The sequence below is a fragment of the Pseudomonas sp. ANT_H4 genome (assembly GCF_008369295.1).
Classification (GTDB): domain Bacteria; phylum Pseudomonadota; class Gammaproteobacteria; order Pseudomonadales; family Pseudomonadaceae; genus Aquipseudomonas.
On sequence record NZ_VOBG01000003.1, the window covers coordinates 298,816 to 320,033 of the forward strand.

A 21,218-nucleotide genomic window follows, 5' to 3' on the forward strand; every position below is an offset into this window, starting at 1 on the left:
GGAGTCTGGCAATGCCATTACGCGAAGCGTGTTTGTGGGAACAACTGACCCCTGGCCGGCCGGATCGCGCTGCGCTCAAGGGTGAAGTAAAGGTGGATGTCTGCGTGATCGGCGCCGGTATCACCGGTTTGTCGGCGGCCATTCATTTATTGGAACAAGGCAAAAGCGTCTGCGTGCTGGAAGCCCATCGCACCGGTCATGGTGGCTCTGGGCGCAACGTCGGGTTGGTCAACGCCGGGATGTGGATTGCCCCGGACGAGATCGAGGCCGGTTTTGGCGAGGCGGTGGGCAGTCAGCTCAACCGCATGCTCGGTGCGGCACCGTCCCTGGTGTTCAGCCTGATCGACAAATACAACATTGATTGTCAGTTACGCCGCGAGGGCACCTTGCACATGGCGCATAACGCCCGTGGCGAGGCGGATTTGCGCAGCCGTGAAGAGCAGTGGAAGCGTCGTGGTGCGCCAGTGGAACTGTTGACGGGTGCCGCGTGCGAGCAGGCCACCGGCACCAAAAAGATCGCTGCCGCCTTGCTGGATCGGCGGGCCGGCACGTTGAATCCGATGGCTTACACCAGTGGTTTGGCCAACGCCGCCGTCGGCCTCGGTGGCCAACTGTTTGACCATTCGCCGGTCACCCAATTGGAGCGCCAGGGCCAGCGCTGGTCTGTACAAACTGCTCAGGGCGCGGTGCAGGCCGAGCAAGTGGTGATCGCCTCCAATGCCTACACCGAAGGCGAGTGGACCGAACTGCGGCGCAATTTCTTTCCCGGTTATTACTATCAGGTGGCGTCAGCACCGCTGACCGCGGACGCCGCACAGCAAATCCTGCCGGGCGGGCAGGGCTCCTGGGACACTCGCCAGGTACTCAGCAGCATCCGCCGCGACGCCGATGGCCGGTTGCTGCTGGGCAGCTTGGGCAATGGCAACCAGAAACCAGCCTGGTTCCTCAAGGCCTGGGCCGATCGGGTGCAGCAACATTATTTTCCCTACCTTAAATCGGTGGACTGGGAATGCACCTGGACTGGCTGCATCGCCTTTACCCCGGACCATCTGATGCGTCTTTTTGAACCAGCGCCCGGTTTAGTGGCAGTCACCGGCTACAACGGACGCGGCGTGACCACCGGTAGCGTGGTGGGCAAAGCTTTCGCCGACTACCTGTGTCACCGCAATCCCCAGGCCCTGCCGATTCCATTTGCTCCGATGCAGCCGCTGGCCGGGGTGGGCCTGCGCAGTTGTTTATACGAGGCCGGGTTCTCGCTGTATCACGCGGGGCAATGTCTGCGTATTGTCATCTGATCAGCGAAATACCAGTAAGAAGGCGGCATTTTATTAGCAAGCTACTAATCTGTATTGGTGCGACGCGTAGCAGTGGCGCACTGTAAATGTGCAGTTCCGTTACGCACATTGTTACAGATGCTCGGACTGTCGCTTGGTGGCAGCCTGATATCAAACCGTGGAGAGGGTTGTACTTTTTCGATGCGTTGGTTGCACCTCTGCGAGCTAAAGGGTTGCACGTTCAATCAAAAGGCGTCGAAACGCCTGTAATAACAATGACACCGTGTCTTTTTGAATAATAAAAACGCAATGGCACGCGCCTTGCTCTGGGCTTTCAAGTGAAAGTTTGAAGTGACGTTGCAGTGCCAATTCAACAAAAACCTCGGAGCACCACCTCATGTCCCAGACGTTTTACAAGAAAGGCTTTCTGGCCCTCGCAGTGGCAACTGCGTTGGGTGTTTCTGCGTTTGCTCAAGCTGATGTGAAGATTGGCGTAGCAGGGCCGATGACCGGTGCCAACGCGGCATTCGGTGAGCAGTACATGAAAGGTGCCCAGGCGGCGGCGGATGCGGTCAACAAGGCCGGCGGTATCAATGGCGAGAAAATCGTCCTGGTCGCCGGTGACGATGCCTGCGAACCCAAGCAGGCTGTTGCCGTGGCCAACCGTCTGGCCGATCAGGAAAAAGTGATTGGTGTGGTCGGGCACTTCTGTTCGTCGTCCACCATCCCGGCCTCCGAGGTCTATGACGAAGCGGGGATTATTGCGATCACTCCAGGCTCCACCAACCCTCAAGTGACCGAGCGAGGCCTCTCCGCCATGTTCCGGATGTGCGGGCGTGACGACCAGCAAGGCATCGTGGCAGGCGATTACATCGTCGATGTGCTCAAGGGCAAGAAGGTCGCCGTTCTGCACGACAAGGACACCTACGGTCAGGGTCTTGCTGATGCTACCAAGGCACAGCTGACCAAGCGCGGCGTGACCCCGGTCCTGTACGAAGGCCTGACTCGTGGCGAGAAAGACTTCAGCGCCGTAGTGACCAAAATCCGCGCCGCTGGCGCTGACGTCGTTTACTTCGGTGGCTTGCACCCGGAAGCCGGACCACTGGTTCGTCAACTGCGTGAGGCCGGGCTCAAAGATGTCAAGTTCATGTCCGATGATGGCGTAGTGACCGATGAACTGGTGACCACCGCTGGTGGCGCGCAATACGTCGACGGCGTCTACATGACCTTCGGCGCCGACCCGCGCCTACTGCCAGACAGCAAGGTGGTGGTGGATGAGTTCCGCAAGGCCGGCACCGAGCCTGAGGGCTACACCTTGTACGCCTATGCCTCGATCCAGACCCTGGCTGCCGGTTTCAACGGTGCCAAGTCCAACAAGGGCGAAGATGCGGCCAAGTGGCTTAAGGCAAACCCTGTGAAGACCGTGATGGGCGAGAAGGCTTGGGACGCCAAGGGCGACCTGAAAGTCTCTGACTACGTGGTTTACCAGTGGGACAAGGATGGCAAGTATCACCAACTGGAAAAGCAGAAGTAATCCGAACCGACTGCATAACCTCTCTGTAGGAGCGAGCTTGCTCGCGAAGAACGTTAACGATGACGCGGGCATCCTGGATGCACGCGGCGCTCTCGGTTTTTTCGCGAGCAAGCTCGCTTCTACAGGGGGTTAGTGCCGAGCCTCTGTTTTCCTCCTAGAAGAGCCGCACACCCACAGGTGTGCAGGTTCTCACTGCGTGAGATTGCGTTATGGATGGTATTTTCCTGCAGCAACTGGTCAATGGCCTGACCCTCGGGTCGGTCTATGGCCTGATCGCCATCGGCTACACAATGGTCTATGGCATCATTGGCATGATCAACTTCGCCCACGGCGAGGTTTATATGATTTCCGCTTACCTCGCGGCGATCAGTCTGGCTCTGCTGGCCTATTTCGGTATCGAATCCTTTCCGCTGCTCATTCTCGGCACCCTGGTGTTCACCGTCGTCGTCACCGGCGTCTACGGTTGGGTCATCGAGCGTGTCGCCTACAAACCGCTGCGTAACTCCACCCGACTGGCTCCGCTGATCAGCGCCATCGGTATTTCACTGATCCTGCAAAACTATGCGCAGATCGCCCAGGGCGCCAAGCAACAAGGCATTCCCACCCTGTTGGCCGGAGCCTGGAGAGTCGACATCGGCACCGGGTTCGTCCAGCTGACTTACACCAAAATCTTCATTCTGGTGGCGGCGTTCGCCGGGATGGCCTTGCTGACTTACATCATCAAGTACACCAAGCTCGGCCGCATGTGCCGCGCTACCCAGCAAGACCGCAAGATGGCTTCGATCCTCGGCATCAACACTGACCGGGTGATCTCTTACGTATTCGTCATTGGTGCAGCCATGGCGGCGCTGGCCGGCGTGCTGATTACCCTGAACTACGGCACGTTCGACTTCTATGCCGGCTTTATCATCGGCATCAAGGCATTTACCGCAGCGGTACTCGGCGGCATCGGTTCCCTGCCTGGGGCCATGCTCGGCGGGATCATCCTCGGCATCTCCGAGTCGCTGTTCGCAGGGTTGATCAACTCTGATTACAAAGACGTGTTCAGCTTCTCGCTGTTGGTGGTGATTCTGATTTTCCGTCCTCAGGGCCTGCTCGGTCGCCCTCTCGTGGCGAAGGTATAAACATGTCTGCTGCCAAATCTATCGATATCAAGAAAAGTGTGGTCGATGCGGTCCTCGCCGGGCTGATTTCGTTGATCGTGTTCGGTCCGATCGTCGGCGTGGTGCTCGACGGCTACAGCTTTAACCTGCAACCGGCTCGCGTGGGCATTCTGGTGGCTATCGTGATGGCCGGGCGCTTTGCCATGAGCCTGTTCCTGCAAACCCCCAAGGGGCTACGGATTCTCCAGGGTTTTGAGAACACCGGTTCCGGCGTGCATGTACAGGCGCCGGACTACAAGTCGCGGTTGCGCTGGATCATTCCGGCGCTGATCGTGATTGCCATCGTGTTCCCGTTCTTTGCCAACAAGTACTTGCTGACAGTGGTGATCCTCGGGCTGATCTACGTGCTGCTGGGCCTGGGCCTGAACATTGTGGTTGGCCTGGCCGGCTTGCTCGACCTGGGTTACGTGGCGTTCTACGCCATCGGTGCCTATGGCCTGGCTTTGGGCTATCAATACCTGGGCCTGGGCTTCTGGACGGTGCTGCCACTGGCGGCGATTGCGGCTGCGCTGGCCGGATGCTTACTCGGGTTCCCGGTGTTGCGAATGCACGGGGATTACCTGGCCATCGTGACGCTGGGCTTCGGTGAAATCATCCGTCTTGTGCTCAACAATTGGTTGTCGTTCACGGGTGGGCCGAACGGTATGCCAGTGCCATCGCCAACGTTTTTCGGCCTGGAGTTCGGGCGCAAAGCCAAGGACGGAGGGGTGCCGTTCCATGAGTTTTTCGGCCTGGACTACAACCCCAATATTAAATTCCTGTTTATCTACATCGTGCTGTTTATCGTGGTGTTGCTGGTGCTGTACATCAAGCACCGCCTGACCCGCATGCCGGTGGGCCGCGCTTGGGAAGCCTTGCGCGAAGATGAAATCGCTTGCCGCTCCATGGGCCTGAACCACGTACTGGTGAAGCTCTCGGCGTTCACCATTGGTGCCTCGACGGCTGGTTTGGCCGGTGTGTTTTTCGCCAGCTATCAAGGCTTCGTCAATCCGTCGTCGTTTACCTTCTTCGAGTCGGCGTTGATCCTCGCCATCGTGGTGTTGGGCGGCATGGGCTCGACGGTCGGCGTAGTGATCGCCGCGTTCGTGCTGACGGTGGCGCCGGAACTGCTGCGCAGCTTCTCCGAATACCGCGTGCTGCTGTTCGGCGTGTTGATGGTGGTGATGATGATCTGGCGCCCGCGCGGCCTGATCAGGATCAGCCGTACAGGTGTGACGCCACGCAAGGGGGTAGCGCCATGAGTAAGGAAGTCGTCCTCTGCGTGGAAAATCTGATGATGCACTTCGGTGGCATCAAGGCCTTGAGCGACGTGAGCCTCAAGGTCAAGCGCAACTCGATCTTCGCCCTGATCGGCCCCAACGGTGCCGGCAAGACCACGGTGTTCAACTGCCTGACCGGTTTCTACAAGGCCACCGGGGGCAAGATCGAACTCAATGTGCGGGGCAAGCAGACCAACGTCATCCAGTTGCTTGGTGAGTCGTTCAAGCCCACCGACTTTGTTTCGCCCAAGAGCTTTGCCAGCCGGGTGTTCTACAAGATGTTCGGCGGTACTCACCTGGTGAACCGCGCGGGCCTGGCTCGCACCTTCCAGAACATTCGCCTGTTCAAGGAAATGTCGGTGCTGGAAAACTTGCTGGTGGCCCAGCACATGTGGGTCAACCGCAACATGTTGGCGGGTATCCTCAACACCAAGGGTTATCAGAAGGCTGAAAGCGACGCCCTGGATCACGCCTTTTACTGGCTGGAAGTGGTGGACCTGGTGGACTGCGCCAACCGTCTGGCTGGTGAACTGTCCTACGGCCAGCAACGCCGCCTGGAAATCGCCCGTGCCATGTGCACCCGGCCACAGATTATCTGCCTCGATGAACCGGCCGCTGGTCTCAACCCCCAGGAAACCGAAGCGCTGAGCGCGATGATCCGGCTGCTGCGGGACGAGCATGACTTGACCGTCGTGCTGATCGAACACGACATGGGCATGGTGATGAGTATTTCCGACCACATCGTGGTGCTTGACCACGGCAACGTGATCGCCGAAGGCGGCCCTGAGGCGATTCGCAACGATCCGAAAGTGATCGCCGCCTACCTGGGTGCTGATGAAGAGGAAGTGGTATGAGCGAGGCTGCTATGAGTGGAGCAATCCTCGAACTGAAGGACCTGGACGTGTTCTACGGGCCGATCCAGGCGCTGAAAAAAGTCTCGCTGCACATCAATGAAGGGGAAACCGTCAGCCTGATCGGCTCCAACGGTGCGGGCAAGTCCACGCTGCTGATGTCGATCTTCGGCCAGCCACGGGCCGAGTCCGGGCAGATTCTCTATCGCGGCGTGGACATTACCCACAAGTCGACTCACTACATCGCGTCCAACGGCATCGCCCAGTCGCCGGAAGGGCGGCGGGTGTTCCCTGACATGACCGTCGAGGAAAACCTGCTGATGGGCACCATTCCCATTGGTGACAAGTTTGCCAGCGAAGATATGCAGCGCATGTTCGAGCTGTTTCCACGGCTCAAGGAGCGGCGCAATCAGCGGGCCATGACCATGTCCGGTGGCGAACAGCAAATGCTCGCCATCGCCCGTGCGCTGATGAGTCGGCCCAAGCTGTTGCTGCTGGATGAGCCGAGCCTGGGGCTGGCGCCGATTGTGGTGAAACAGATTTTCGCCACGCTGCGGGAGCTGGCGAGTACCGGTATGACCATCTTTCTGGTGGAGCAGAACGCCAACCATGCGTTGCGACTGTCTGACCGGGCGTATGTGATGGTTAACGGCGAGATCCGCCTCAGCGGTACCGGCAAGGAGTTGCTGGTCAATGAGGAAGTGCGTAACGCCTATCTGGGCGGGCACTAACAGTAAGTCATGTGCTAACCCCTGTAGGAACTAGGCGGCCCCTCGTTCCTACAGCTTTTTGCGGCGTCCACAGGCTCTTCGCCAAATTGTGGAAAACAAATCTGAGCACCTCTCAAGGCGCGACATATAGCCGCCGCAAATCCCTGTTTTGTCACAGTTTTGACTTGTCCCCATTCGCTGTGGAACCGGCTGTGGGTAACGTGGGAGTAGCTGGCTAGAGGCCTTTGAATTCAAGGCTTACAGCGTCATGGTTGTTTTTTGATCAGGCGTTTTTTCGTGGCCTTCCACAGGTTTTGTCAACCTGTTCAAAGACACAGGTATATGACCAAAATATGTCGGTTCAGCCTGTGGATAAGTCTGTGAATAAACTCTGGAAAGACGTCTGTAGAGGCCGCAATGACTGGCCTGGAGCCATCGTCTTCATTCCTGCTTTCGCGATAGGCCTACATACGCCTCGGTCAAGGTCAAGCAAAAAACTTTTTGAATCCCTCTGAAAGCCTTGAGTACAGCGGCTTGGCAGGTTTTGCACTTGCCCCCAAAGACTGTGGACGGGGCTGTGGATAACATGCGCGTATATGGCTGAGAGCCGCGGTGTATATGGCTTGAAGGTGGCTGGTTGAAAATTGAACAGTTGTGTGGCGCCTTGTCACCGTATTGGTTGCCGCCAGGACGGTGTGCGGGCATTCTGCTTGCTGGTTTTTTTATCCCTCTGGCTGCTCGAAGCCCCCCGCAAGGAGAACACCATGACCAATACGTTGTTTATTACCGGCGCAACTTCCGGTTTTGGTGAAGCCTGTGCCCGGCGTTTTGCCCAAGATGGCTGGAAGCTGGTGCTCACCGGTCGTCGCGAAGATCGCCTCAATGCCCTGTGCACCGAGCTTTCGCAACAGACTGAAGTCCACGGCCTGGTGGTGGACGTGCGTGACCGCAAGGGTATGGAAGAGGCGATTGCCAGCCTGCCACCGTCCTTCAGCAAACTGCGCGGGCTGATCAACAATGCCGGCCTGGCCGTGGGCACGGACCCTGCGCCCAAGTGCAATCTGGACGATTGGGAGACCATGGTCGACACCAACGTCAAAGGCCTGCTGTACACCACCAACCTGTTGCTGCCGCGCCTCATCGCCCATGGCCGTGGTGCCGGGATCATCAACCTGGGTTCCATCGCCGGCAACTATCCGTATCCGGGCAGCCATGTGTATGGCGCGACCAAGGCCTTCGTCAAACAGTTCTCCCTGAACCTGCGCTGCGATCTGCAAGGCACCGGCGTGCGGGTGACCAACATCGAGCCGGGCCTGTGTGAAAGCGAGTTTTCCCTGGTGCGCTTTGCCGGTGACCAGGCGCGTTACGACGCCACCTACGCCGGCGCCGAGCCGATCCAGCCACAGGACATTGCCGACACGATCTTCTGGGTGATGAATACGCCGGCGCACGTCAACATCAACCGCCTGGAGCTGATGCCGGTGAGCCAGACCTGGGCCGGGTTTTCCATTGAGCGCGGGGCCAAGGGCTAAAACGGTAGCCGAGGTGGCGTTTGTGGCGAGGGGGCAAGCCCTCTCGCCACAGGGTATTCGCTGGTCTGAAAGGATGCGGCGAATCGGCCAAAACAGGACATAAGGTACACTCCCATCCTGGAAACCCCGCCGCGCTCTGCGGTTTCAAGGTTTTGACAGGAGGATATGTGAGTAACCGAGGTGAGCAGTCGCTGCTCAAACAATCGACCGTACTGATGTTCGCCGTGGCGATCGGCGGTATTGTCACGGGCGTTGTATCTGGCTCCCAATCCATTTTATTCGATGGATTTTTCTCGCTGATCGCAACCTTTATCAAGGTGCTGATGCTGATCACTGCCAAGCTGATCGCCAAGAAAAGCAACGCCCGCTTTCAGTTCGGCTACTGGCACCTGGAGCCCATGGTGCTGCTGATCGAGGGCAGTTTTCTGCTGTTGATTGCCATCTACGCGTTTCTTAACGGCGTGTTCGGCATTATCAATGGCGGGCGTGAGATTGAGTTGGGTCTGGTGATCATTTATGCGGCGGTGTTTACCGTCGTCGAGTTCACCTATTTCTTCTATGTGCGTTACCGCAACCGTACGCTCAAGTCGACGCTGATCCAGTTCGACAACATCAGTTGGCTGGTGGATGCCATGTTATCTGTGGGCCTGCTGGTGAGCTTTCTTGCTGCGCTGCTGCTCAAGTCCCAGGGCTATGGCGAGTGGGCGGTGTATGTCGACCCGTTGATCCTGATCCTGCTCGCCCTGAGCATGCTGGCGCCGGCCTTCAAGATCCTGCGCCCGGCCTTGCGTGATGTGCTGGGGATTGTGCCGGACCAACTGGACGGCAAGGTGCGCCAGGTGATGGACGCGGCCAAGGAGCGGCATGGTTTCGATGATTACGTGTCCTACGTGCAGAAGCACGGTCGGGCGCGGTTTATCGAGATTCACGTGGTGTTGCCAGCGGATTACCCGGTAGCCAATGTCGCGACCCTTGATGGGCTGCGTGAAGAGATATCCACAGGGCTGGGCAAGGCTGATGCTGCGCGTTGGCTGACCATCAGCTTTACCGGGGACAGGAAGTGGGTAGCTTGATCGTTAGCCCGAGGTGAGGCCCGAAAGATCAGCCGAGATACTCGACCAACCCCCGATAACAAGTCGCTAAATGATAAGGCGTAGTCGACGGCATATCCCGTCGGCTCACTTTACCCTTGGCGTCCAGGCACTCATTCCAACCCTTCAAATGCAGGAACCGCTGCTGCAACGCCTGCAACTGGCGCAGCAATAACGCTTCACTGTCGGGCCGCAAGGTCAGCGCACGTAGGTATTCGGCCTGGGCCCAGATCCGTTGGGTGGCATCGCGAGCCGTACCGTCCAGGGCCAACATGCCCGTCACCGCGCCGGTCGATTTATCCACACCCATTTGCTCGGCATAGGCAAACGCTCGGGTCAGTGACGTGTGCAACGGCGTTCCGCGCAGCAAGTCCGAAGATTCCAGCAAGAAGAACCACTCGAACTGGTGCCCAGGCTCAAACCAGTTATCCACAGCGCCCAACGGTTTCTCCAGCATCACGCCATGCTGGCGGTCGATGAAGTGCTTTTGCATCGCTGTCGTCAGGGCCAGAAGGGCACTTTGCACGTGCGTATCTTCACGTACCGCAAGGGTGGCGAGGAAGCCTTCGGCCAAGTGCATCAGCGGGTTTTGCAGGGGGCCGGACTTGAGGGATGACCAGTCGCGCTCCAGTATCGCGTCATACAAACCATCGCTCGTGGCGAATCGCTCGGCAACCACTTCCAGGGCGGCATTGAGCACCGACTCCACCAACGGCTCGCGAACCTTGGCCCAGTAATGGGCGCAGGCGAAGATGATGAAGGCGTGGGTGTAGAGGTCTTTGCGTTGATCAAGCGGCTTGCCGTGGGCGTCGATGCTGTAGATCCAGCCACCGTGTTCGGCGTCGCGGAAGTGCCGCTGCAAGGAGCGAAACAGCGCCGCCGCCCGCTCTTCGGCAAACGCCGCGTCGGGTTCGCCGATCAGGCTGGCAAACAGATACAGCTGCCGGGCGCAGGCCATGGCGCGGTAGCGTTGCGGGGGCAAGGGGCGATGATCGGCGTCCAGGGCCTCAAAGGGCAGGGCCAGGTCAGCACTCCAGCCAGGACCGAGCCAGAGCGGCACGATCAGGTCGTTGAAATGCGTGAGCACGGCGTTTAATTGAGGCTTGAGGGCAGAGCTTGGAGCGTCGGGCATCGGCTGGCGTCGTCACGGCAGGGGCGGTTGCGCGCATGGTAGCAGAGAGGCAACTGCAAGCTTCAAGCTTCAAGCGGCAAGAAAGCGTCAATCGGCTTTTAACTTGCAGCTTGAAGCTTGCGGTTTTTAGCCAGCGAGTAGCCACACTCCTGTCGCCGCCGAAGCCGCCCCGGCAACTCGCACCAGTGGCGCCGCGGCTGTTGGCAGCAAACGCACCACGGCATAACCGGCCGCATGCAGCGCGGCCGTCGCAGCCACAAAGCCTGCGGCATATGTCCAAGGGCTGGACATGTCAGGTAGCTCCAGGCCATGCGCCACGCCATGGAAGAGCGCAAACAACGCCGTCGCCGCAACCGCTACCACCACCGGCGGGCGAATCGCCAGCGCAACGGCAAGACCCAGCGCCAACACCGAAGCGGCAATCGCGCTTTCCAGGGCCGGCAACGCCAGGCCTTCAAAACCCAGCATCCCACCAATCAGCATGGTGCCTACAAAGGTGCACGGCAGTGCCCAGCGGGCGGCGCCTTTTTGTTGTGCAGCCCACAGGCCGACGGCAACCATCGCCAGCAGGTGGTCGATGCCGCCTAGGGGGTGGCTGATGCCAGCCACCAGGCCATTGTCGCCATGGCCCGGATGAGCAAAGGCCAGGGCCGGGGTAAGTAGCAGGGCTAGGGCGCCGAACAGTTTCTTGAGGCTCATGGACAGGTTCCTTGTTGGGATGGTCAGACTGCAGTCAGCAGGCCCTGGCGTTCGATGAAGGCGACGATTGCTTCCAGGCCAACGCCGGTTTTCTGGTTGCTGAAGACAAAGGGTTTTTCGCCGCGCATGCGTTTGGTATCGCTGTCCATCAGTTCCAATGAGGCGCCGACCAGGGGCGCCAGGTCGATCTTGTTGATCACCAGCAAATCGGATTTGCAGATCCCTGGGCCTCCCTTGCGCGGCAGCTTGTCGCCGGCCGACACATCGATCACGTAGATGGTCAGGTCCGACAGCTCGGGGCTGAAGGTGGCGGACAGGTTGTCGCCACCGGACTCCACCAGGATCAGGTCCAGGCCGGGAAAGCGCCGGTTCAGTTGATCCACCGCTTCCAGGTTGATGGAGGCGTCTTCGCGAATGGCCGTGTGCGGGCAGCCGCCGGTTTCTACGCCGATGATTCGTTCCGGGGCCAAGGCTTGATTGCGCACCAGGAAGTCGGCGTCTTCGCGGGTATAGATATCGTTGGTGACCACCGCCAGGTTGTAGCGATCACGTAGCGCCAGGCACAGGGCCAGGGTCAGGGCGGTCTTGCCGGAGCCGACCGGGCCGCCGATACCGACACGCAGGGGTTGTGTGTTCATGTGTTTCTCCTAGGAACGAAACAGGCGGCTGTACTGGCGCTCATGGGCCATACACGCCAGAGACAGGCCGAACGCGGCGCTGCCGTAATGGTGGGGGTCGATCTGGCTGGCGTATTGCTGGGCTTGTTGCAGCAGCGGCAGCAGTTCGCTGGTCAGGCGCTGGGCGGCTTGTTGGCCCAGGGGCAAGGTTTTCATCAGCACGGCCAATTGGTTTTCCAGCCAGCTCCATAGCCAGGCCGCGAGTGCGTCGTCCGGGTTGATGCCCCAGGCGCGTGCGGCCAAGGCCCAACCCAGAGCCAGGTGCGGTTCGCCCAGCTGGCCGAGAAACTCTCGGGCCACGGCATCCAGCTCCGGCAAGCCGTTAAGCAACTGTTGCAAGGAATAGCCCATCTGCCGGCTCTCTTGAAACAGCTCACGGGTTTCGCGGCTGGCGCGATGTTCTTCACACCGTTGCAGCAGTCGCGGCCAGTCCTGCTCGGCGGCGGCCTGGCAATGGGCGAGCAGCAGTGGCGCTTCGAAGCGGGCGAGGTTGAGCAGCAGTTGGTCGCTGATCCAGCGCCGGGCACTGGCAGGGTCGCACACGCGGGCTTGCTCCACGGCCATTTCCAGGCCCTGGGAATAGCTGTAGCCGCCAATCGGCAATTGCGGACTGGCCAGACGCAGCAGCGCCCAGGCTGGGTTCATGGGCGCACGCCGAACTGATGCAGTTTGGGCGGATAGTTGAAGTCTTCGTCGCCGTGGCGCGAATGATGATGGCCACCGCCATAGGCGCCGTGCTCCGGTTGAAACGGTGCCTCGATGGTTTCAGTGGTGGCCCCTAATTGGTCGAGCATGGCCTTGAGCACGTAGTCATCGAGCAGGCGCAGCCAGTCGTCGCCCACTTGCAGGGCGACGTGGCGGTTGCCCAGGTGGTAGGCAGCGCGCGTCAGTTCGAAGGCATTGCTGCAGGTGACGTGCAGCAGCTGTTCAGGCCGCGCGCAGACACGTACGACACGTCCGTCTTCAGCCTGCAGGAATTCGCCATCGTGAAGCGGCGGTTGACCGCGCTCCAGAAACAGGCCGACGTCTTCACCGTCGGCACTGAAACAGCGTAGGCGGCTTTTGCTGCGCGCCTCGAAATTTAGCAGCAGTTGGGCGGCCCAGAGGGTTTGGGGGGCGATTCGGCGGTGGATCACCAGCATCAGAAAGCTTCCAGCTATGAGCAATAAGCAAGCTAGAGCAAGGGGCTTGCCAATCACGCCAGGAGCGGGAATTCCCTGTAGGCAGGCACCTTGTGCCTTCTGATGAAGCAGGGGGCTGCCCCAAGATGTTTCATTTTGGTGCGCGGGTGGATGTATAGCACCGGATTCGAGCGTTCGGCGTTGAATTACACGGCGCTGCGCATGAAACCTCTTTCATCATTCATCTGCCCCGCACTACCGTGGAGATGCACCGTTCAACGGCGGCCACGGCCAAGCGTTTTCACGCCGTGCGCTGAGTTATTCGGTGCTGCCCAGTCCTTGCCAGTGCTTGAGACCGATAAAGATAAAGCGCAACTGCTGGGTGATTTTGGCCTGTGGCGTCAGGTGCGCCGGCAGGGCTTCGGCGGGCGGGTCGATGATGTCGGGCAGGGTGGCGAACACGCTTTTGACGATCAGGTCGGCCATGACGTGCAAGCCCTCGGCATTCAGGTGTTGCAGCTTGGGCATCAAGGTCAGGTCGGCCGCAAGGTCCGAGGTGATGTCTTCACGCAAGGCACCGATAGCTTGGCGTACTGCCAGGCAACCACCGTATTGTTCTCGGGCCAGGAACAGGAATTGCGAGCGGTTGGCGGCTACGACGTCGAGAAAAATTCGCACCGAGGCATCGATGATGCCGCCCATGACGAACTCGTTATGACGCACCAGGCGAATCGTTGCGCGAAAGGTTTGGCCGACTTCGTTGACCAATACCAAGCCCAATTGATCCATATCGGCAAAGTGGCGGTAGAAACCGGTGGGCACGATGCCAGCGGTCTTGGCCACTTCTCGCAGGCTCAGGCTGCCGAACCCACGGCCACACTCCATCAAATGGCGGGCTGCGTCCATCAGGGCGAGGCGGGTCTGTTGCTTCTGTTCGGCGCGGGGCAGCATTGGCAGGCAGGCTTTGTGGACAAGGACAGCGTCGCACTCTAGCAAAACAACTTTACTGGCGTCGAACTTGAGGCGGGGCAAAGGTGTTGCGGATCACACAAAGTCAAAGCCCGATCCAGAGATCGGGCTTTTTTCCAGGGCCAGCACGGGCTTAACTCGCTGCTTGATGCAGTTCTTGCAGACGGTCAGCACCGCCTTCGGCAACAGCGTTGCGTTCCAACAGACGATCAGCGCCGCCTTCAACCAGGCCTTTCTCTTCCAGGCGATCACGGCCACCTTCGGCAACACCTTCGGTGTAAGCACGTTTGTTGGCTTGTTCGGCGCCGCCTTCAACCAGACCTTTCTGTTCGAGGCGATCACGACCACCTTCGGCCAGGGTCTGGCTGATGTGTGCGGCGTCAGTCTTGATTTGTGGGGTGACCTGTTCAGCGGCTGGCAGGGCAAATGCGCTGGTAGCCAGGACGGACAGTGCGAAGCTAAGCAGTAATTGGCGTTTCATGAGAGGTTGCTCCTTGGGAGGGCGATAAATTGGGTACAGGGCTAATGCTACTCTCGATAAGTTGATATAAAAGTTCATAAAGACAATGGTAATAATCAACAGAATTGATTGTTCTCGGCAAAGGCTCTAGATCCGGCCTCTCAAGCACGGGCTTTTGCACCGTGCTGGGTATTTTCGACACGATCGTGGGTAACAACGGTGCGCCGTTGATGATTGAGATTGTCCGATTGGTCAGGAAAGGCGGTTTTTTCAGCTTAATTGGCGCTTGGGTTAAACCCCCAGGCCGTTTGTCAGTCGTAGCCATATAGGCTGTAGTCCTAAGGTGCGCCGCAACGCGCACGCTCAGCCGTATTCAGGAGCCCTGTGCAATGACGCGCACTCGTAAAATTCTCGCCTGGAGCTGCGCCAGCTTCGCTCTGTTAATCGCCGTCGTGGTATTGATCCTGGTGTTCTTCGATTGGAACCGGATCAAGCCCCCCCTCAATGCCAAGATCTGCGAAGAGCTGCATCGTCCCTTTGCCATCAATGGCAACCTGGCCGTGGTCTGGCAGCGCGAGCCCGACGAAGGTGGCTGGCGCGCCTGGATTCCCTGGCCCCACGTAGTGGCCGAGGACCTGACGCTGGGCAACCCCGAGTGGTCGAAAAAGCCGCAGATGGTCACGTTGAAACGTGTGGAGTTTCGCATCGCGCCGTTGCCATTGCTGGCCCAGCGCGTGGTCATTCCGCGTATCGACCTCACCGAACCGAGCGCCGAGTTGCAGCGCCTGGCCGACGGCCGTGCCAACTGGGCCTTCCAGTTTGACCCCAAGGATCCGAATGCAGAGCCGTCCAACTGGGTGGTAGACATCGGCGCCATTGGTTTCGACAAGGGCCACGTTACCCTCGACGACCAAACCCTCAAGACCCAGCTCGATGTGTTGATCGACCTGCTGGGCAAACCGATTCCCTTCAGTGAAATCGTCGGTGATAGCGACACCAAAAAAGCCCAGGAGAAGGGCTCGGTGCCACAGGATTACGCCTTCGGCCTCAAGGTCAAAGGCCAATACCACGGTCAGAAACTAGCCGGCACTGGCAAGATCGGTGGTCTGCTGGCTTTGCAGGACGCGACCAAGCCGTTCCCGCTGCAAGCCCAGGTGAAGATCGCCGACACCAGTATCGCCCTGGCCGGCACCCTGACCGACCCGCGGAACCTCGGCGCCCTGGATCTACGCCTGAAACTGTCCGGCAGCAGCCTGGGCAACCTGTACCCGCTGACGGGCGTCACCCTGCCGGATTCGCCGGCCTATTCCACCGACGGTCACCTGATCGCCAAGCTGCATGAGGCGGGCGGTGCGTCGTTCCGCTACGAGAACTTCAACGGCAAGATCGGCAGCAGTGATATCCACGGCAACCTGGCGTACGTCGCCAGCCAGCCGCGGCCCAAGCTCAGCGGTGCGCTGGTGTCCAATCAACTGCTGCTGGCTGACCTTGCGCCCTTGATCGGCGCCGACTCCAACGCCAAGCAAAAAGCCCGTGGAGGGATGAGCAAGCAGCCGGCGACCAAGGTGCTGCCGGTGGAAGAGTTTCGCACCGAGCGCTGGCGCGACATGGACGCCGATGTTGAACTCACCGGCAAACGCATCGTCCACAGCACCGACTTGCCGTTCACCGATCTCTACACGCACCTGGTGCTCAATGATGGCGAATTGAGCCTGGAACCCCTGCGTTTTGGCGTGGCCGGCGGCAAGCTCGACGCGCAGATTCGCCTCAATGGCCGCGTCACGCCTATGGACGGCCGGGCAAAACTGACGGCGCGCAACTTCAAGCTCAAGCAGCTGTTTCCCACTTTCGAACCGATGAAAACCAGCTTCGGTGAACTCAATGGCGATGCCGATATCGCCGGGCGTGGTAACTCCGTGGCGGCGCTGCTGGGCAGTGCCAATGGCGATCTGAAGATGTTGATCAACGACGGCGCCATCAGCCGCAGCCTGATGGAAATCGCCGGGCTCAACGTGGGTAACTACGTGGTCGGCCGCCTGTTTGGCGACAAGGAAGTGAAGATCAACTGCGCGGCGGCGGACTTCGGCATCAAGACCGGCCTGGCCACCACTCGGCTGTTTGTGTTCGATACCGAGAACGCCATCATCTACGTTGATGGCACGGTGAATATGGCCAGTGAACAACTGGACCTGACCATTACACCCGAGTCCAAAGGCTTTCGGCTGTTTTCCCTGCGCTCACCGCTGTACGTCGACGGGCCATTTATCAAGCCCAATGCCGGGGTGAAAGCGGTGCCGTTGATGTTGCGGGGGGCGGGGATGGTCGCGCTGGGTGTGATCGCCGGTCCTGCTGCCGGCTTGCTGGCGCTGGTGGCGCCAAGTGGCGATGAGCCCAACCAGTGTGCACCGTTGCTGCAACAGATGAAGGAAGGCAAGGCCCCGAAGACGGTGAAAGGCTGACGCGGGCGTGATCATTCCCACGCTCCGCGTGGGAATGGTCGTGGGAAAGGTTTACAGGTCCTGCAGAATATCCGCCATGTCATCGGCGTGTTCTTCTTCCTGGGCCAGAATGTCTTCGAAGATCCGCCGGGTGGTCGGATCTTTATCGCCGATGTACTGGATGATCTCGCGGTAGCTGTCCACCGCGATCCGCTCGGCCACCAGGTCTTCGTAGACCATTTCCTTCAAGGTATTGCCCGCAACGTATTGCGCGTGGGAATTCTTCGACAGCAGGTCCGGGTTGAATTCCGGCTCGCCGCCCAACTGCACGATGCGCTCAGCCAGCTTGTCGGCGTGCTCCGCTTCCTGCTTGGCATGCTCCAGGAACTCCTCGGCGGCGACATGGGCTTTAATGCCGTTGGCCATAAAGTAATGACGCTTGTAGCGCAGCACGCAGACCAGTTCCGTGGCCAGCGACTCGTTAAGCAGGCGCAGGACTTCCTGGCGGTCGGCGTCGTAGCCTTCGGTTACGGCGCCGTTCTCGACGTTCTTGCGGGCGCGCGCTCGCAGTGTGGCTACGTCAGACAAATGTGAGTCAGTCATCTCATTCTCCTCAGGGCGATATCCGGTTTGCGCCACGCTCTGACGGCGTGATCGCTCCAAGTTGTGAGTGCCGCGTCACACAAAAAGTTTTATTGGATGTCACTGTGCGTGTCCGGACAGCCGCGCCTCCTCCTGTAACCACTGGAAAAACGCCCTGACCGGTGGATGCCGCTCGCGTCCAGGTACGCACAGCGCGCTGTACCCCGCGCCGTCGACGCTGACCTGGGGCCTATAAGGCACCAGCAAACCGCTGGCCACGCTTTGTGAAACCAGGATGTTACTGGCCAACACCAGGCCCTGGCCGGCAATCGCCGCTTGAAGGGCGTAGTGCTCTTCGTCGTATTCGCGTATCGACTTGGCTTGCTGCAGCCAATGCTCGCCGGCCTTGTCACACCAGGCTTGCCAGCCCAAGGCGTAGAGCTTGGCGTTGTGCCAGCGCACGCTGATCAGCGTCGGGGGCTGAGTGCTTGCCAATGCCACTTGTTCGGGCGAGCCATAGACCGCGAAACACTCATCGAACAGGCACAGGCCGTACAGGTTGAGGTAATTGTCGAGGCTGTAGCGAATCACCAGGTCGATACTGGCGTCTTGTTGCAAATCCACCACGTCGCAGTGTGTGTCCAGGCGCAGGTTGATCCCGGGATGAGCGGCATAAAAACGCCCCAGCCGTGGCACCAACCACAGGGCGGCGAAGGCCGGCGTCGTGGAAAGCGTGAGGTTGCCGACGCTGCGTTGCGGGCGCAGGGTGTCGACGCTTTGCGCTACCTCCAGCAGCGCGCCGTGCAGGCTGTGGAACAACCGCTCGCCACATTCGGTCAGCCTTACCTGGCGCGGCAGGCGTTCGAACAGCGCCACCCCCAGCCAGGTTTCCAGGGAGCGGATCTGATGGGACACCGCTGTCGGCGTCACCGACAGTTCCAGGGCTGCCGCCTTGAAGCTGAGCAGGCGCGATGCGGATTCAAAGGCGCGCAGGGCGGTGAGGGGCAGCGAGGCAAACATGGCGGGCTCCATGGATGAATTTATTTCATTCTGCGTAACTATTGCTCATTTGTTGGGTGGACTCGACAGCACTAGTTTGCTGGTAAGAAAGTCGACCATTCAGGTCGCCTGAGTCTAGCCCGTGAAGGCCTTATAGATGAATAGAATGCTTGCGATCCATGCCAGCCCCCGTGGCGAGCGCTCCCACTCCCGGCGCCTGGCGGAAGTGTTTCTCGACACCTGGCAAACCGCCAACCCTGATACGCGGCTGACCCGACGGGAAGTCGGCCGGGCCTTTATCCCCCATGTCAGCGAAGCGTTCGTCGCGGCGAACTTCTACCCCGAACCCCATGCGCGCCCCCTGGCCATGCAGGCAGACCTGCAATTGAGCGATGAACTGGTGGGCGAGTTGATCGGTCACGACCTGTTGGTGATTTCCACACCGATGTACAACTTCGGCCTGCCCAGCGGGCTCAAGGCCTGGATCGACCACATTGTGCGCATGGGCCTGACCTTCAACGTCACTCAGGACAGCCAGGGCTGCGCCCAATACCAGCGTTTGCTGCTGGGCAAGAAGGCGCTGATCATCACCAGTCGCGGCGGCAGCGGGTTTGGTCCGGGGGGCGAGAACGAAGCGATGAATCACGCTGATCCACACCTGCGCACAGCCCTGGGCTTTGTTGGCATCGACGACATCACTGTGATTGCCGCCGAAGGTGAAGAGTCCGTCCCAGAAGCGTTCCGCCGCTCCAGTGATGACGCCGAGCGCCAGTTGCGCGTGTTGGCGCGGGCGTTCTGAGGAGGCCTGGACTTTTCTGCGGATCACCGCCGCAGTGGTGGGGCTCAAGTAGTGTCATGAGTTGGTCGTTAATTCGTCATATTGGTTTGCCGGTGGTTCGTCTAGGATGGCGCTCATCGGCTCACTTTCAAGGACGTTCGTCCCATGCCTCAGTCATTGGCAACACGTTATCCCCTGGTACTGGTGCCGGGCATGCTTGGGTTTGTGCGCCTGGTGGTGTACCCGTACTGGTACGGTATTGTCCCGGCGTTGCGCGCGGGCGGCGCGCAGGTCGTTGCGGTGCAGGTGGCGCCGCTCAACTCCAGCGAGGTGCGTGGCGAGCAGTTGCTGGCGCAGATCGAGACGATTCGCCGGGAGACCGGTGCCGATAAGGTCAACTTGATCGGCCATAGCCAGGGCTCGCTGACGGCGCGTTATGCGGCGGCAAAGCGTCCTGAGTGGGTGGCGTCGGTGACGTCGGTGGCCGGCCCCAATCATGGCTCGGAACTGGCGGATCACATCCATAGCCATTACCCGGCCAACAGCGCCAAGGGCCGAATCATGAGTGTGGTGCTACGTCTGATCGGTGCCGTGATGAGCCTGCTGGAAACCGGTTACCGCGGTCCGCGTTTTGCGGCGGATATCCACGCCTCTCATCAGTCGCTGACCAGTGAAGGCGTGGCCCTGTTCAATCGCCAGTATCCCCAGGGGCTGCCGGATACCTGGGGCGGGCAGGGCGCTGGGGAGGTCAACGGGGTGCGTTACTACTCCTGGTCCGGCACCTTGCAGCCGGGCAAAACCGATCGCGGGCGCAACCTGCTGGACGGCACGAACCGCAGTTGCCGGTTGTTTTCCCGCACATTCGTCCGGGAGAAAGGCCAGTGTGACGGCATGGTCGGGCGCTACAGTTCGCACTTGGGAACGGTGATCGGCGATAACTACCCGCTGGACCACTTCGATATCGTCAACCAGTCACTGGGGCTGGTGGGCAAGGGCGCGGAACCGATCCGGTTGTTTACTGAGCATGCCCAGCGGTTGAAGGCTGCCGGGATTTAGCCAGCAACCCTGACCTTGCCCCCAATCGGCGTGGTCCAGCGCTCCGACAAAATCACCCCACCCAAGGTCAGCACTCCGCCCACCAAGTGATACAGCGCCAACTGCTCCTTCAACACCACCGCCGCAATCAGCGCGGTAATCAATGGCAGCAGATTGAAAAACAATGTGGTGCGGCTTGGGCCCAGGGTCTTGACCGAATGCATCCAGGCCAAGGGTGCGATCATCGAGGCCAGCAGGCAGGCGTACAGCACCAGCGGGATATTCGACCAGCCTAGTCCGGTTTTTTCGGATACGAGGAATAGCGGAAACAGCACCACCACCGCCACCAGCACCTGCAAATACAGCAGCACCAGCGGTGGCAGGCGCAACTGCCATTTTTTCAGCAGCGTGCTGTAGATCGCGTAGGCCAGTGTGGCCACCAGCATCATGCCGTCACCCAGGTTCAGCCCATGTCGCAGCAGCGCGCCAAGGCTGCCGGACGAGACCACCACCAGCACCCCGGCGAACGACAGCACTGCACCGGTCAATGCACCCAATGTCAGGCTCTGGCCGAGGCTGATGATGGCGGCGGCCAGGGTCATCAGCGGCATCAGCGACAGGATGATGCCCATGTTGGTGGCCGTGGTCAGGGTTGCCGCGTAATACGCCAGGCTCTGATACACCGCCATGCCCAGCACACCGAGGATGAAAATCTTGCCCAGGTTGGGGCGAATCAACGGCCAGTTGGCAATGACCGGCTTGAGCATGAACGGGGTGAACAGAATTCCCGCCAGCAGCCAGCGGTAAAAGCCGATCTCGGCGGGGAAGATCGAACCCACCGCGAGCTTGTTGATCACGGTATTGCCAGCCCAGATAAAAATGGCCAGTAACGGATAAGCGTATTGCATCGAAAG

General features: G+C 59.8%; 21 protein-coding genes. 11 read left to right on the plus strand and 10 right to left on the minus strand.

Annotated features, from left to right (window positions below; translation table 11 throughout):
* Positions 1-11 precede the first annotated feature (11 nt).
* The 8 genes from FQ182_RS05915 to FQ182_RS05955 all read left to right on the plus strand — a co-directional run bounded on the left by FQ182_RS05915 (position 12) and on the right by FQ182_RS05955 (position 9,396).
* Positions 12-1,295, plus strand: a complete 1,284-nt coding sequence (locus FQ182_RS05915) for an FAD-binding oxidoreductase (protein ID WP_149411137.1) — start codon at positions 12-14, stop codon at positions 1,293-1,295.
* A gap of 376 nt (positions 1,296-1,671) precedes the next feature.
* Positions 1,672-2,808 (plus strand): branched-chain amino acid ABC transporter substrate-binding protein, encoded by a 1,137-nt coding sequence (locus tag FQ182_RS05920; protein WP_149411136.1) that lies wholly within the window; start codon positions 1,672-1,674, stop codon positions 2,806-2,808.
* Positions 2,809-3,017: 209 nt separating this feature from the next.
* Entirely contained in the window at positions 3,018-3,932 is a 915-nt protein-coding gene (locus FQ182_RS05925; RefSeq protein WP_133101451.1) for a branched-chain amino acid ABC transporter permease LivH, read from the plus strand.
* A gap of 2 nt (positions 3,933-3,934) precedes the next feature.
* Entirely contained in the window at positions 3,935-5,212 is a 1,278-nt protein-coding gene (gene livM, locus FQ182_RS05930; RefSeq protein ID WP_149411135.1) for a high-affinity branched-chain amino acid ABC transporter permease LivM, read from the plus strand.
* On the plus strand, positions 5,209-6,084 hold the full coding sequence (locus FQ182_RS05935; protein WP_149411134.1) for an ABC transporter ATP-binding protein: 876 nt from the start codon (positions 5,209-5,211) through the stop codon (positions 6,082-6,084). Before livM ends, FQ182_RS05935 begins: the two co-directional genes overlap by 4 nt.
* An 11-nt stretch (positions 6,085-6,095) precedes the next feature.
* Positions 6,096-6,812 (plus strand): ABC transporter ATP-binding protein, encoded by a 717-nt coding sequence (locus tag FQ182_RS05940; RefSeq protein WP_149411365.1) that lies wholly within the window; start codon positions 6,096-6,098, stop codon positions 6,810-6,812.
* Between the two features lie 743 nt (positions 6,813-7,555).
* A complete protein-coding gene (locus FQ182_RS05950) occupies positions 7,556-8,323 on the plus strand; it encodes an SDR family oxidoreductase (protein WP_149411133.1) in 768 nt (255 codons plus the stop codon).
* A gap of 167 nt (positions 8,324-8,490) precedes the next feature.
* Entirely contained in the window at positions 8,491-9,396 is a 906-nt protein-coding gene (locus tag FQ182_RS05955) for a cation diffusion facilitator family transporter (protein WP_149411132.1), read from the plus strand.
* A gap of 28 nt (positions 9,397-9,424) precedes the next feature.
* Here the strand turns inward: FQ182_RS05955 and FQ182_RS05960 are convergent, their stop codons facing one another.
* From FQ182_RS05960 to FQ182_RS05990, 7 genes are all read right to left on the minus strand, one after another.
* Positions 9,425-10,546, minus strand: coding sequence for an AGE family epimerase/isomerase (locus FQ182_RS05960; RefSeq protein ID WP_149411131.1), 1,122 nt, complete (start codon positions 10,544-10,546; stop codon positions 9,425-9,427).
* Positions 10,547-10,672: 126 nt separating this feature from the next.
* Positions 10,673-11,245: a HupE/UreJ family protein gene (locus tag FQ182_RS05965; RefSeq protein ID WP_149411130.1), complete on the minus strand. Its 573-nt coding sequence runs from the start codon at positions 11,243-11,245 to the stop codon at positions 10,673-10,675.
* 23 nt (positions 11,246-11,268) lie between these two features.
* The gene (gene ureG / locus FQ182_RS05970) at positions 11,269-11,883 is read right to left on the minus strand and encodes an urease accessory protein UreG (RefSeq protein ID WP_149411129.1); all 615 of its coding nucleotides are present in this window, start codon (positions 11,881-11,883) and stop codon (positions 11,269-11,271) included.
* Between the two features lie 9 nt (positions 11,884-11,892).
* Positions 11,893-12,567 (minus strand): urease accessory protein UreF, encoded by a 675-nt coding sequence (locus FQ182_RS05975; RefSeq protein WP_149411128.1) that lies wholly within the window; start codon positions 12,565-12,567, stop codon positions 11,893-11,895.
* Positions 12,564-13,064: an urease accessory protein UreE gene (ureE, locus tag FQ182_RS05980; protein ID WP_149411127.1), complete on the minus strand. Its 501-nt coding sequence runs from the start codon at positions 13,062-13,064 to the stop codon at positions 12,564-12,566. The genes FQ182_RS05975 and ureE overlap by 4 nt, the downstream gene beginning before the upstream one ends.
* Positions 13,065-13,361: 297 nt before the next feature.
* A complete protein-coding gene (locus FQ182_RS05985; protein ID WP_149411126.1) occupies positions 13,362-13,994 on the minus strand; it encodes a TetR family transcriptional regulator in 633 nt (210 codons plus the stop codon).
* Between the two features lie 151 nt (positions 13,995-14,145).
* Positions 14,146-14,493: a hypothetical protein gene (locus FQ182_RS05990; RefSeq protein WP_149411125.1), complete on the minus strand. Its 348-nt coding sequence runs from the start codon at positions 14,491-14,493 to the stop codon at positions 14,146-14,148.
* A 368-nt stretch (positions 14,494-14,861) separates the two neighbouring features.
* Here FQ182_RS05990 and FQ182_RS05995 point away from each other — a divergent pair, with 368 nt between their 5' ends.
* Positions 14,862-16,931, plus strand: a complete 2,070-nt coding sequence (locus FQ182_RS05995; protein WP_149411124.1) for an AsmA family protein — start codon at positions 14,862-14,864, stop codon at positions 16,929-16,931.
* A 51-nt stretch (positions 16,932-16,982) separates the two neighbouring features.
* Here the strand turns inward: FQ182_RS05995 and FQ182_RS06000 are convergent, their stop codons facing one another.
* A complete protein-coding gene (locus tag FQ182_RS06000) occupies positions 16,983-17,513 on the minus strand; it encodes a bacterioferritin (protein ID WP_149411123.1) in 531 nt (176 codons plus the stop codon).
* A gap of 99 nt (positions 17,514-17,612) precedes the next feature.
* Positions 17,613-18,524: a LysR substrate-binding domain-containing protein gene (locus tag FQ182_RS06005; protein WP_178114392.1), complete on the minus strand. Its 912-nt coding sequence runs from the start codon at positions 18,522-18,524 to the stop codon at positions 17,613-17,615.
* Positions 18,525-18,648: 124 nt separating this feature from the next.
* Between FQ182_RS06005 and FQ182_RS06010 the strand changes: the two genes are divergently transcribed.
* Together FQ182_RS06010 and FQ182_RS06015 are read left to right on the plus strand one after the other, a co-directional pair.
* A complete protein-coding gene (locus FQ182_RS06010) occupies positions 18,649-19,290 on the plus strand; it encodes an FMN-dependent NADH-azoreductase (protein ID WP_149411121.1) in 642 nt (213 codons plus the stop codon).
* A gap of 144 nt (positions 19,291-19,434) precedes the next feature.
* A complete protein-coding gene (locus FQ182_RS06015) occupies positions 19,435-20,325 on the plus strand; it encodes a triacylglycerol lipase (RefSeq protein WP_149411120.1) in 891 nt (296 codons plus the stop codon).
* On the opposite strand, the gene FQ182_RS06020 is transcribed toward FQ182_RS06015, so the two are convergent.
* The gene (locus FQ182_RS06020; RefSeq protein ID WP_149411119.1) at positions 20,322-21,212 is read right to left on the minus strand and encodes a DMT family transporter; all 891 of its coding nucleotides are present in this window, start codon (positions 21,210-21,212) and stop codon (positions 20,322-20,324) included. The genes FQ182_RS06015 and FQ182_RS06020 overlap by 4 nt on opposite strands.
* Between the last annotated feature and the right edge of the window lie 6 nt (positions 21,213-21,218).